12 protein-coding genes and 1 pseudogene are annotated in these 12,620 nt (G+C 54.2%); 7 read left to right on the top strand and 6 right to left on the bottom strand.

Annotated elements, in window-relative coordinates; all coding sequences use genetic code 11:
• Positions 1 to 23: 23 nt before the first annotated feature.
• On the bottom strand, positions 24 to 947 hold the full coding sequence (locus tag FED52_RS07815; RefSeq protein ID WP_034777393.1) for a DUF7916 family protein: 924 nt from the start codon (positions 945 to 947) through the stop codon (positions 24 to 26).
• 90 nt (positions 948 to 1,037) lie between these two features.
• Between FED52_RS07815 and FED52_RS07810 the strand changes: the two genes are divergently transcribed.
• The gene (locus FED52_RS07810) at positions 1,038 to 1,592 is read left to right on the top strand and encodes a maltose acetyltransferase domain-containing protein (RefSeq protein WP_034777394.1); all 555 of its coding nucleotides are present in this window, start codon (positions 1,038 to 1,040) and stop codon (positions 1,590 to 1,592) included.
• A gap of 33 nt (positions 1,593 to 1,625) precedes the next feature.
• On the opposite strand, the gene FED52_RS07805 is transcribed toward FED52_RS07810, so the two are convergent.
• The 5 genes and pseudogenes from FED52_RS07805 to FED52_RS07785 form a co-directional block, all read right to left on the bottom strand.
• Positions 1,626 to 2,630, bottom strand: coding sequence for a pyridoxal phosphate-dependent aminotransferase (locus FED52_RS07805; RefSeq protein ID WP_138859519.1), 1,005 nt, complete (start codon positions 2,628 to 2,630; stop codon positions 1,626 to 1,628).
• Positions 2,627 to 3,385, bottom strand: coding sequence for a transporter substrate-binding domain-containing protein (locus FED52_RS07800; RefSeq protein ID WP_034777396.1), 759 nt, complete (start codon positions 3,383 to 3,385; stop codon positions 2,627 to 2,629). Before FED52_RS07800 ends, FED52_RS07805 begins: the two co-directional genes overlap by 4 nt.
• 210 nt (positions 3,386 to 3,595) lie before the next feature.
• A pseudogene (locus tag FED52_RS13990) lies at positions 3,596 to 3,739 on the bottom strand (AAA family ATPase); the annotation flags it as partial.
• Between the two features lie 9 nt (positions 3,740 to 3,748).
• Positions 3,749 to 4,162 (bottom strand): nucleotidyltransferase, encoded by a 414-nt coding sequence (locus tag FED52_RS07790; protein WP_138859518.1) that lies wholly within the window; start codon positions 4,160 to 4,162, stop codon positions 3,749 to 3,751.
• A 6-nt stretch (positions 4,163 to 4,168) separates the two neighbouring features.
• Positions 4,169 to 4,669 (bottom strand): hypothetical protein, encoded by a 501-nt coding sequence (locus tag FED52_RS07785; RefSeq protein ID WP_138859517.1) that lies wholly within the window; start codon positions 4,667 to 4,669, stop codon positions 4,169 to 4,171.
• A 143-nt stretch (positions 4,670 to 4,812) separates the two neighbouring features.
• On the opposite strand from FED52_RS07785, the gene FED52_RS07780 reads away from it, so the two are divergent.
• The 6 genes from FED52_RS07780 to FED52_RS07755 all read left to right on the top strand — a co-directional run bounded on the left by FED52_RS07780 (position 4,813) and on the right by FED52_RS07755 (position 12,464).
• On the top strand, positions 4,813 to 6,276 hold the full coding sequence (locus FED52_RS07780) for a phytoene desaturase family protein (protein WP_138859516.1): 1,464 nt from the start codon (positions 4,813 to 4,815) through the stop codon (positions 6,274 to 6,276).
• Positions 6,277 to 6,292: 16 nt separating this feature from the next.
• A complete protein-coding gene (locus FED52_RS07775; protein ID WP_138859515.1) occupies positions 6,293 to 6,721 on the top strand; it encodes a GNAT family N-acetyltransferase in 429 nt (142 codons plus the stop codon).
• A 101-nt stretch (positions 6,722 to 6,822) separates the two neighbouring features.
• Positions 6,823 to 7,254, top strand: coding sequence for a YlbF/YmcA family competence regulator (locus FED52_RS07770; protein WP_021067281.1), 432 nt, complete (start codon positions 6,823 to 6,825; stop codon positions 7,252 to 7,254).
• A 54-nt stretch (positions 7,255 to 7,308) separates the two neighbouring features.
• The gene (gene mutS, locus FED52_RS07765) at positions 7,309 to 9,834 is read left to right on the top strand and encodes a DNA mismatch repair protein MutS (protein WP_138859514.1); all 2,526 of its coding nucleotides are present in this window, start codon (positions 7,309 to 7,311) and stop codon (positions 9,832 to 9,834) included.
• 4 nt (positions 9,835 to 9,838) lie between these two features.
• Positions 9,839 to 11,641 (top strand): DNA mismatch repair endonuclease MutL, encoded by a 1,803-nt coding sequence (gene mutL / locus FED52_RS07760; RefSeq protein ID WP_138859513.1) that lies wholly within the window; start codon positions 9,839 to 9,841, stop codon positions 11,639 to 11,641.
• 163 nt (positions 11,642 to 11,804) lie between these two features.
• Positions 11,805 to 12,464 carry a 50S ribosomal protein L25/general stress protein Ctc gene (locus FED52_RS07755; protein WP_138859512.1) on the top strand — a complete coding sequence of 220 codons (660 nt, stop codon included), beginning with the start codon at positions 11,805 to 11,807 and terminating at the stop codon, positions 12,462 to 12,464.
• Positions 12,465 to 12,620: the final 156 nt, after the last annotated feature.

Below are 12,620 nucleotides of genomic sequence, written 5' to 3'. Positions count from 1 at the left end.
ACAATCGGCTTCGTTCCTTTTGATTAGCGGTTGACCGAGGCGGCCATACGGATGTACGTATGGCGCCGTCCCCGAATCGCAATCGATAACGCCTGGATATTCTCCGGTGTGGCGATTCCGGACAGCCCAGCATCGCCGATATGGAAGATGTCCGTCCCACCGCGCTTCGAGGACAAGGCGATGTCACGAATCGTCGCTTCATCGGACCCTTCCTGTGATGTGCCGATGGCGGCGACGACGAGTTTATCCAACGCCTGAATCTCGCGCGTGACTTCATAGAATTCATCTTCACGGACGCCAGGAACGGTGCCGGGCGCTGGAATCAAGATGATATCGGCCCCGGCTTCAGCAAAACGGACGTACGCCTCTTGATCAAGTACACGGCCGACGCCGGCTTGATGCATCTTCCCGGCGATGATGACGCCCGCGAACTCTTGGCGCGCGTTGATGATGGCTTGCTCGATCGCCTCGTTCGTCACCCCGGTGTTCGGGTTTCCGGTCAGGCAGATGAAGTCGATGCCGAGCTCTGACGCTCTGGCGAACGCTTCCCGTGTCGCGAGCCGTCCTTGTTTCACATCATACATATCCTCCGATTTCTCAGAGAAGTCGACCGGTTCGAGGTTGACCCCGAGCGGGAGACCGACGAGCCGCTTCAATTCCATGATTGGATTGTCAGACATCGTCTCGCCCGGCATGTTTCCGAACAAGGCGTGGCTTTCGAGACCTTTTATGTACGGGTGGAACACGTCGAGCATGTTCAAAAGAATCATGTCGGCACCGAACGCCCGCGCGAGTTCGGCGTTCGTCACTTCCGGATAGAGTGGTTGTACGGTCGGGATGACTTCGGCGAGTACGGTCCGGCCTTCGGCTTTGCGAATCGATCCAATCAAATCCGAGCGGTTGAACGTCAAGAAATCACTGGCTCTGCAATCAAGAATTCGTTTCATCTGTCTATTCCTCCTCTAGTTCGTCATGTTCCTATTCCCCATTTCGCTAGAAATTCCTCTATAATGATGACAGAATAGGGGGAGATGCAGATGACTGAAAAAGAAAAGATGATTCGGGGCGAGCTTTACTTGGCCGGGGACGAGGAACTCGTCGCCGACCGGCGTCAGGCCCGGCGTTTGACGGAACGATTTAATCGATCCGGGATCGATGAACTCGACGACCGAAAAGCAGTGTTAGCGGAGCTGTTCGGCTCGACCGGAAGTTCGTTTTATTTGGAGCCTACGTTCAAATGCGACTACGGTTATAACATTCATCTCGGAGAACGGTTCTTCGCTAACTTTGATTGCGTATTCCTCGACATCTGTCCGATCACATTCGGTGACGATTGCATGCTCGGTCCTGGTGTGCACGTGTATACAGCGACGCATCCGCTCGACCCGACCGAACGGATCTCGGGTCTTGAATACGGGAAACCGGTCGCGGTCGGACATCGGGTATGGATCGGCGGCGGTGCCATTCTAAACCCAGGGGTGACAGTCGGGGACGATGCCGTCATCGCCTCTGGCGCCGTTGTGACGAAAGACGTGCCAGCCCGTGCCGTCGTCGGGGGGAATCCGGCGAAAGTGCTCAAGTTCATACCATGACGAAACGACCCGACGTGATGTCGGGTCGTTTGCTTATGCTGTCGGTTGTGACGCGTAGGTGACCAGTGCCTGACGTGCTGCTTCGAGAGCAGATTCATTGCCGAGCGTGATGCGAATCCCGTTCGGTTGTTTCGATGTGTGAACGCCATGCGCGACGAGGTGGGCCCAAACGGCCTCCGGCTCATCGAGCGTGACGTAAATGAAGTTCGCCTCGGCGGGATGGACGTGTCCGATGGTGGCGAACAAGTCGGTCCACTGTCCGCGCATGTCGGCGTGCCATGCGATGGCCTCATCGAGATACGTCGCATTTTGTAAAAAGATGTTGGCGATTTTCGCGCTGACACCGCTAATGTTGAATGGCGGGACGAACTGACGGAAATAAGCGGCGAGTTCGGTCGTCGTGACTATGAAACCGAGGCGGACGTTGGCCAGGCCAAACGCCTTCGATAACGTCCGCAGTACAATCACGTTCGTGAATGCATCAAGATGGGCCACCATGCTCGACGTCGGTGTGAAGTCGATATAGGCTTCGTCGACGATCAAGTACGGCACGAGTCCCGCGAGTTCGGCCAATTCAGCGACGCTCCACAATTTTCCGGTCGGATTGTTCGGGTTCGACAACAGCAACAGCTTCGGTGTGTGTTGCGTGATCGCCTGGACGAGTGCGTCATACGACAGGTCATCGGCTTGCACGTGCCGGCCGTGCGCGATTGTCGTGAAGATCGGATAGAGTGCGAAATCCGGGCTCGGTGACAAGACGACGTCTTCCGGTGCCAACAGCGCCTGGGTGACGACGTGAATCATCTCGTCACTGCCGCAACCGACGAGCAATTGATTCGGCTCGACACCGGCGTAGGCCGCATAACGGGTGAACAACTCGTCAATCGGTTGGACCGGATACTCATGCAAGTCTTGGAACGAAATCGTCGCGAGCTGGTCATAGAGGCGGGACGGCACCGGGAACTGACTCTCGTTTTGATTCAAACGGTACCCGTCTGGATAGGTGACTGGATAAATCGGCAGCGAGACTGGTCTCATTCCGTCGGCTCCATCGAGAACCATTTTTTGGCGAGTTTGTCGATTTCACCTGAGTCAATCATCTTGTTCAACTCCTCGTTGAACTGATCGCGAAGGTCGTCCTCCAATTTAAAGGCGGCTGCTGAACCTTTCTCGCCATCTTCTTTCAAGGCGAACGTGTACAGTCCGGCATCTTGGTCCAAGTATTTTTGGGCGACCGTGTCCTCGATGACCATCGCGTCGATCCGACCCGTATTCAACTCTTGGACGATCTCTGGAATCTTGTTCAATGAGACGAGCTCTGCCTCCGGAGCTTGGTCTTTGGCGATGTTCTCTTGAATCGAAGCGGTTTGGACGCCGATTTTCTTGCCGGCGAGCGCCTCAATCGACTCGAGTGACTCATCTTTCGTCATGACTAAGTTCGTCGCCGACAAGTAGATATCCGAGAAGGCGGCATTTTCTTTCCGCTCTTCGGTCGGCGTCATACCGGCCATAACGAAGTCGACACGTCCGGCGTTGAGTGCCCCGAGCAGGCTGCCGAAGTCCATGTCTTCAATTTTGAGTTCGTAGCCGAGGCGTTCCGTGACGGTTTCGGCGATCTCGATATCAAATCCGACAATCTCATCCCCGTTCGCCGTATCGACAAACTCATACGGGAAGTAATCGGCGCTCGTCCCCATGACGAGTGTTTTTTTCTCTTCGCCCGTCGTCTCTTGGCTACATCCTGCTAGTAATGCACTTGCCACTAATCCCCCTGTAATGACCCACTTTTTCATGTATGAATTCCTCCTTCAAGATATGAGACTAAGTGTATATGTATGATTATTAATTGTAAAGCATAAAAATACAAAAAAACGATAAAAAAAATACATCCAAGAAAAAGTCACAGGATGCATCAGGTGGTCAATCCATCGCCTGGAGATAGGCGATGGCGTCGGGTAAATACGTCTCGAGGGGGCGATCCGTATCAATTGTAAGCGTATGCATAAACGGTGTTGTGAAGTCGATTCAAGCAGTGCCGTCTTCGTGACATCGTGATCGACGATGATCGCATCCAGTCGACGAGCGATTTCCCGAGACAGCGTCGATTTGCGGGACCCAGGGAAACCGGACATTTGAAGAAAGAACATGGAGTACCCTCACGTTTCGTTTGATTTCCCGCGGCTGAATCCGGCGAACAACCGGCCGCCGAACGGGGAGAGCGTCTCATCGACGTAACGGATGAGCGCGTCGGGTTCGTTCGTTTGATAATAGCGTTCGAGGGCAGCGACGAGCTCTCGGGCTGCATGCGTATCGTAGCGGTCGAGAGCGCGGTATGTCCATTTGGAGGAGCCCATCCATTGTCGATTCGTGCGTAGGATGAACTCACAGACCAACGTGGCGAGGGTGCTCGCCATGAACAAGCCCTCTGCACGACTTGTGCATCCGATCAAGTCATCAAGCACATCGGTCAGAAAGTATCGTTTCATCTCGATCGTCTCGTCCGCCCAAGCCTCGGGCCCGCTGTCGAGCAAGGCTCTCGCTTCACGCTTGATGTCTTCGACGTTGTTCATATTATTTTAAGATTTTTCAGATTCAAGGATGCGCCATTTTTCAATCTTACCGTCTTCTTCATAAAGAACACGAACTTCCATCTGGTTTAAAACGAGCCGTTGCTCGCTGGCGAAGAGCACAATCGGATAACCGGTCGACAGCGGTTCGTCCGCTTCGAACACGGGACTGTGCGCCTGCATGGCATAATAACCGTCCGAACGCGTGTTGGCCGCCCCGGCATCGACTTGAATCACCGTCTCGAACCCTTGGAGCCGCAGAACGTAACTATATGTCGTCCTGGCCCCGCGCTCGAGCCGCCACTCCTCGATAATCGCCTCGCGGCCATCGTTCATTTCCTCGAGTAATACTTTTTGTGCCGTGTACTCGCGTTCATACGGAATCATCTCTTGAATGTTGACGGCCGTCATGGTGGCCACTTTTTGTGATTCTTCTGATGGAGGTGTAATCAGGATACCGATAAAAATCAAGATAGGGATGAGCAGATAAATGATGACCCGACTTCGCATATGGTTTCACCTGTCCTTTATACGATTTTTTTTCGCCATCTTCTCGCAGAACCCTGCCTGACGTGCGAAATATGTCGATGGAACACGTCGAAATGTCTCCGACTTCGGGAAGCCATGTATGATGAAGACAGGAGGGGATTAATATGCGAATCGGGATTATTGGCGGTGGGATCGGCGGACTGACGACGGGGGCGCTCGTGAGCCGAATCGGGCATGACGTGACCGTGTACGAGTCGTCACGAGAATGGGGCGGTTGCGCCGGTAAGTTCGAACGCGGCGACTATCGGTTCCCGGCCGGAGCGACGCTCGGGATGGGGTTTGAGCCGGGCGGGCTACATGAGCGGGTCTTATCTTATTTAGGGGAAACGATTGACGTTCGTCCGTTAAGCGAGGTGATGCATATTCATCTCGATGGAAAGACCGTCCATTATCATCAAGACCGGGATCAGTTTTTAGCAGAACTCGAATCGACGTTTCCTGACCTCGCCCCGCGAATTCATGCTTTCTTTGAAGAAGTGTGGAGTGACTTTGAGACGATCCGGCCTTTATTTGAATCGTTACCAGCTTTGCCATTTCGGACGATTCGTGATGCGACGCTTGCGATACGTGCGTTTCGACCGGCACAGCTCTTGGCGTTCCGAAAGCTGTATCGACCGCTCGGGGCCACGCTATCGCATCATCGATTGAAAGGGACGATGTTTGAACGGGTCATCGACGGGATTTTGCTCGATAGCTTGCAGACTGGAGCTCGCGAGGCGAGCCACTTGCTCGCGGCCGTCGCCTTATCGATTTACCATGAAGGGGCTTATTACGTCGACGGGGGCTTGTATACGCTCGGCCACGCCTTGGAACGCTCGATTCGCCAAAACGGCGGGACCACGCTCCTCGGCCGGCAAATCGTCAAAGTCGAGCGCATGGCGGACGGTTGGCTTTTGACCGATCGTCGGGGCCGGCTCGACCTCGTCGATGTCGTCGTATCGGCCATTCCGCTCGAGGCGACCGCGCAGTTGGTCACGGGACAAGCAGCGAGGCAATTCCAAAGACAGTATGGCCGTCAACTGGAACGTACGCAATGGGGGACGTTCAGTCTGTACATTACGTTACCGGAAGCGGTGTGCACGGGACGTCCGCTCTTCCAACAAGTGTATAGCGATGACTTACCGTCAGGACACGCCTTCATCTCGATGTCAGCCGCAGATGATTCGCTCCGGACCGAGCGACCGGAACGGACCGTCACCGTCTCGACCCATATCGATTTGACAGAGTGGCAGGCTTGGAAAGACAAGGCGACGTATGAGAAACTAGAGACAGATTGGACCGAGCGCCTCGTCTCGGTTGTGAGTCGAGCGTTCCCGGACTGGAACGGCGAATCGTCTGTCATGTTGCCCGGGGGACCAGGGGCGTGGGTGAAATATACGAAACGTCCGCACGGCGCGGTCGGTGGTTATGCCCAAACACCGCAACAAGCTTTGTTCCATGCGGCGAGCTACCGGACAACCTTGCCGAACCTGTATGTCTGCGGGGATACAGTATTTCCGGGGGCAGGCACAATCGGGGCGATGACGAGCGGGCTTCATGTCGCCCGAGCGCTCGGTTCGAAGTTATGAGGGGAGACAAGTGGAGATGCATAAAAAACGGTTTGACGAATTGACGACGAGAGAACTCTATGAGTTATTGGCGCTCCGGACCGAAATCTTCGTCGTGGAACAAGATTGCCCATATCAAGAAGTCGATGGGAAAGACGTGGCGGCGGTCCATTACTGGATTGAGGCTGATGGTCGCCCGATCGCGGCGTTACGTGTCCTCGAGGAGGAGTCGCCGGTCGCCATCGGCCGTGTCGTCACGAAATCGACGCATCGGGGACAAGGCCATTCGCGGCGTTTGATGCAAGAAGCCGTGGCTGACTTTGGGGATTGCGATTTGTACTTGCAAGCACAGACATACGTGGAGCCGTTCTATGCGAGCTTCGGGTTCACACGAACGAGCGAGGAGTACTTAGAGGACGGGATTCCTCACGTCGATATGGTTCGGACGGCGACCGTCTCGAAGTGAATCGATGCGGTACCGTTTGCCATAAGTTCGTGGTAGAATGATGAGGAATACTTGCGTGCGTCAAGACGTGCGTTCAATCATAGAGAGCAAAGGGGTTTACGATGGTGACTGATCAAACTGTGATTCAAAAAGCGAGAGAATTAGCCGACTTATTGGCGAGCACGCCGGAAGTGGCCCGCTTCAAAGAAGCGGAAACGAAAGTGAACGAAAGTGAACGCGTTCAAACGTTGATTAAACGTATCAAATACTTACAAAAAGAAGCCGTCAACTGCAAGCACTACGGGAAGACGGAAGCGCTCGCCAAAGTTGAGCTGAAAATCGACAAGGCGATGGACGAACTCGATTCGATCCCGGTTGTCCAGGCGTTTCAGGAGACGCAAGTCGAAGTGAACGATTTGCTTCAATACGTGACGGTCACACTCGCCAACTCGGTGACAGATCGCATTATCGAGTCGACGGACGGTGACGTTCTCGCCGGTAAAACAGGAAGCGGTATGGCAGCGGAGAAATCACGCGGCGGCTGCGGATACTAACAAACAGACAGCTGGCCTTTGGTCAGCTGTTCTAATTTCTAGAGGTGAACACGAATGGAAACGATACATCAAACCCCGATGATGAAACAATACTTTTCAATCAAGGCCGATTATCCAGACGCCTTTCTCTTCTACCGGCTCGGTGACTTTTACGAGCTGTTCTTTGAAGATGCCCAAATCGTCGCCAAAGAACTTGAGTTGACATTGACCGCGAAAAACGGGAAGAACGCTGAGCACCCGATTCCAATGTGTGGCGTACCACATCACTCGTCCGCTATCTACATTGAACAACTGATCGAAAAAGGATTCAACGTGGCCATCTGTGAACAGATGGAAGATCCGAAAGCGACGAAAGGGCTCGTCAAACGTGAAGTCATCCAAGTCATCACGCCAGGTACATACATGGCTGCACTCGGTGAGAAAGAGAACCGGTATTTACTATCGGTCGTGAACGTAGCAGGCCGTTTCGGGATTGCCCGCGGCGATGTGACGACAGGTGAATCTTGGTTGACGACCTTACCGTCGCGTGAGGCCGTCCTACGTGAAGTCGAAGGGTTGGTCCCGAGTGAAATCATCGTTGATGACGCCGAGTTGGCAGACCATCTCTCATCACTCGGCATTCCGTTGTCGGTGCAGACAGAGCGGCTAGCGAGCCCGTTGTCGAGCGGAGCGAAAGACGAGGCGCAAGTGAGCGCGTTTGAATTGCTGTTCGGTTATTTGACGCGCACGCAAAAACGCGCCCTCGATCATCTCCAACCGGCCGTCGCCTATGAAGTCGAGGCCCATATGCAACTCGATGCCAACACGGCCCGGAACTTGGAATTGTTCCGGTCGGCCCGGTCCGGTGAACGGAAAGGATCGCTTCTCGCCTTGCTTGATGAGACGACGACGGCGATGGGGGGACGGTTGCTGAAACGTTGGCTCGAACAGCCGCTCTATACCGAGCAGGCGATTCGGGACCGACAAGATGCGGTCGAGAACTTGGTCGATGACTTCATGCTTCGTGACCAGTTGCGTGAACAGCTACGTCACGTCTACGATATCGAACGGCTCGTCGCCAAAGTCGGTTACGGGACGGCCAACGCCCGTGACCTCGTCCAACTCCGGAACACACTCGAGCGCATCCCGGCGGTGCGGGCCTTGCTCGAAGGCGTCACGGCCTCACGGCTTCGTCAAATCGATGATACGCTCGACACATTCGACGACTTGGCCAGCATGCTCCAGGCAGCGCTTGTCGAGGCGCCACCGATCTCGATTAAAGAGGGTGGGATGATTCGTGCCGGCTATTCGGCCGAACTCGACGAACTGCTCGAGGCGAAAGCGAACGGAAAGACATGGATTGCCAATCTCGAGCAACAAGAGCGGCTCGCGACCGGCATCAAGTCGCTGAAAATCGGCTATAATCGTGTCTTCGGTTATTACTTGGAAGTGACGAAAGCGAACGCCCGCCTGCTCGAAGAGGGACGTTACGAACGGAAACAGACGCTGACGAACGCCGAGCGTTACGTCACACCCGAGTTAAAAGAGAAAGAAGCGCTCATTCTCGGGGCTGAAGAGAAGAGTTGCACGCTCGAGTATGATTTATTCGTCGCCTTGCGTGACCAAGTCAAGCAAGAGACGAAACCGCTCCAACAACTGGCGCGCTCGCTCAGTGAGCTAGACGTCTTGCTCGCGCTCGCCATCGTCGCCGAAAAACGGGACTACGTCCGCCCGACGACGTCAAACAACGTCCAAATCGATCGTGGGCGCCATCCGGTCATCGAGACGGTGCTACCACGCGGTGAATACGTCGCCAACGATTTGACGCTCGACGACACGCGGCGCATGCTCTTAATCACCGGACCGAACATGTCCGGTAAATCGACGTATATGCGTCAATTCGCCTTGATCGCCATCTTGCATCAAATCGGGTCGTTCGTGCCGGCTGAAGCGGCTGAGATTCCATTGTTTGATCGAATCTTTACCCGCATCGGTGCGGCCGATGACTTGGTGAGCGGTCAGTCGACGTTCATGGTCGAGATGACGGAGACACGCCAAGCGGTGACAGAGGCGACCGAACACAGCCTCATCTTGCTCGATGAGATCGGTCGGGGGACGTCGACGTATGATGGCATGGCGCTCGCCCAGGCTATCGTTGAATACATCGCTTCGACAATTGGAGCGAAGACGTTGTTCTCGACCCACTATCACGAGCTGACCGTGCTCGAAGACACGATCCCTGCTCTTGAGAACGTGCACGTCCGCGCCATCGAGCGAGACGGGCGTGTCGTGTTTCTACATGAAGTACATCCGGGGCGGGCCGATAAGTCGTACGGGATTCATGTCGCTGAGCTCGCTGAATTGCCCCGTGATTTGATTGAACGGGCGCGGACCATCTTGTCTCAACTTGAGACGGACTCGAAACCGGAACGGGCAGCTGTTGAACATCCGGGAACGGCAGAACCCGTGGCCCAACTATCGCTCTTTGAGGCGGAAGACGAGATTAAACGACAATTGCTCGAACTCGATTTGTTGGCGATGAACCCGATCGAGGCGATGCAAGCGGTCTATGCGCTCCAACAATCCGCGAAGAAGGGGTGAGTCGATGGGAATCATACAGGAGTTACCGGAACAACTGGCCAACCGAATCGCGGCTGGCGAAGTCGTCGAGCGACCGGCCTCGGTCGTGAAAGAGCTCGTCGAGAACGCGATTGACGCCGGCGCCACCAAGATCGAAGTCGATTTGGAGGAAGCGGGCATCCGTCTCATTAAAGTCCGCGATAACGGGCACGGGTTTTATGAAGAGGACGCCCCGCGCGCCTTTTTACGTCATGCGACGAGTAAGATTCGGGACGAGCACGACTTGTTCCGGATTCGCACGCTCGGCTTCCGTGGGGAGGCGCTCGCCTCGATTGCTTCGGTCAGCCATGTGACGCTGAAGTCACGCCGGGCCGAGGAAGACGGGTTCGAGATGACGCTTCAAGGCGGCGTTGTCACGGCGCAAACACCGGCCGCGGCGAACGTTGGGACGGAGATAGCCGTCAGTCAATTGTTCTATAATACACCAGCCCGATTGAAGTATTTGAAAACGTCCGCGACGGAACTGGCGAGCATCACCGACACGTTGAACCGGATCGCCTTGTCCCACCCGGAAGTGCGCCTCACGGCGTTCCATGAAGACAAGGAGCTGCTCAGGACGAGCGGGAACGGAGACATCAAACAAGTCATGCTCGCCATCTATGGCCGACAAGTCGCGGCCCAAATTGTCACGGCGTCGAGTAAGACGAACGACTATAGTTTGAGCGCCCATCTCGTCCGTCCGGAAGTGACGCGTTCGAACAAGCAGTACGTGACGCTCATCTTGAACGGTCGGAGCATCAAGAACTTTGCGTTGACCCAAAGTGTGCTCGAAGGCTACCACACGCTGCTACCAATTGGTCGTTATCCGATCGCTGTCCTCGAAGTGAACATGGACCCGATGCTGATCGATGTCAACGTTCACCCGACGAAACGAGAAGTTCGGCTTTCAAAAGAGAAAGAGCTCTGTCAATTGATTCGCGAGACGGTCCAACTGACGCTTCGGGAACAACGGTTGATCCCGTCGGTCAAACCGAAGGAGCGCCCGGCCCAGCGGACCGAACAAGAGCGACTTGATTTCACGGTCGAGCGAACTCCCGTTACGGATGAGGCGCCGACGTGGAACTATCCGCTTCCACGTGAGCCCGTCACGTCCCCGAGTCGATGGTCGCCGACGCCGCTCGTCAACGAAGCGCCCGAACCGATTGACTCGATTGTCGAATCGGAAACAATCGAGACGAAAGGAGAGCGGTTGCCGCCGCTCGACGTCATCGGTCAATTGCATGCGAGTTATATCGTCTGTGGTGCCGAGGACGGGATGTACGTCATCGACCAACATGCGGCCCAGGAACGAATCAAATATGAGTTGTTTTACGAGCAGCTCGGGAATCCTGACAAGGAATACCAGTTGTTGCTGCTTCCGCTCACGCTCGAGTTCACGCAAGAAGAGGCGCTCGCGATTGAAGAAGTCACTCCGCTTTTAAAAGAAGCAGGTCTCGAATTGGAGCCGTTCGGCGGCAATACGTTCCTCGTTAGAGAGATTCCGACGTGGTACCCGCAACATGATTTAGAAGGAACGGTCCGTGATTTGATAGAGATGGCGATTCGGGATCGCTCCATTGACATCGCTAAATATCGGGAAGATGCGTCGATTTTGATGGCGTGCAAACGGTCGATTAAAGCGAACCATCCGTTGAACCACGAGATGATGCGGCAATTGCTTCACGATTTGAATCAGACGATGTCTCCGTACACGTGTCCGCACGGTCGTCCGATTTTAGTGAAGTGGAGCACGTACGAGCTCGAGAAGCTATTTAAACGCGTCATGTGACACAGTTGTAATCTTATTTTAACCGGCTGTAACGTTTATTGAGATGTACCTATGGGAACAATATACACATGTCACTCAACGCATCGAGGTTGAGAGGTGGCTTTTTCACTGCCTCACCCTCAAGATGTAGACATGATCGATAAACCAGTAGGGGGAAAAGACTATGGCAGACACGCTTAAAGTAACGAAACGAGAATTACGACCACGTTCGGTCCGCGCTAACTTGCGTAAAGAAGGAAAAGTGTTAGGTGTCGTTTACGGCTACAAAGTTGAAAGCACACCGGTCGCATTCGAAGAGATGGCACTTCGTAAGATTCTTCGTGAACACGGCGACAACGCTTTGATCGAACTCAATATCGATGGTAAGAAAGTGAACACACTCGTTCACGGGACAGAAGTCGACCCATTCACGAACGAATACAAGCACGTCGAATTTATGGCAGTGAAGATGGACGTAGCGACAGAAGTCGAAGCGGACGTCACACTTGTCGGCGACGCGAAAGGCGTCAAAGAAGGCGGCTACTTGGCACAGACGCTCTATAAAGTAACGGTCTCGGCAACACCAGCCAACATTCCGGAGCGTATCGAGCTTGATGTTTCTGAACTCGGCATCGGTGACTCGCTCACTGTCGCTGATATTCCAGAGAACAAAGATTACGAAATCGTATCTGAGGGTAATCTTCAAATCGCATCGGTGAATGAACCGGTGGCGGTCGAAGACCTTGAAGCTGATACAGCGACAGAAGGCGAAGTTGAAGCGACTGAAGAGGCGTCAGAAACTTCAACGGAAGAGTCGGAAGAGGCTTCTGAAAACAAAGAATAATCATTTCGAACGGCCCTTTGCCAAGGGTCGTTTTTTCTAGTCACAATTCCGACAAATGTAAACGATTACGATGCGAAAAATGTGTCAACATGTGGAATGGGCGATTGCAATTTATTCGTTTCGGGCTTATATTGTTAATGATTTCACATGTTTGTT

Source organism: Exiguobacterium mexicanum (assembly GCF_005960665.1).
In the GTDB taxonomy this organism is placed as follows: Bacteria; Bacillota; Bacilli; order Exiguobacteriales; family Exiguobacteriaceae; genus Exiguobacterium; species Exiguobacterium mexicanum_A.
The sequence above is the reverse complement of the archived record's forward strand: the minus strand, read 5'-3'. Positions and strand labels throughout refer to the sequence as shown.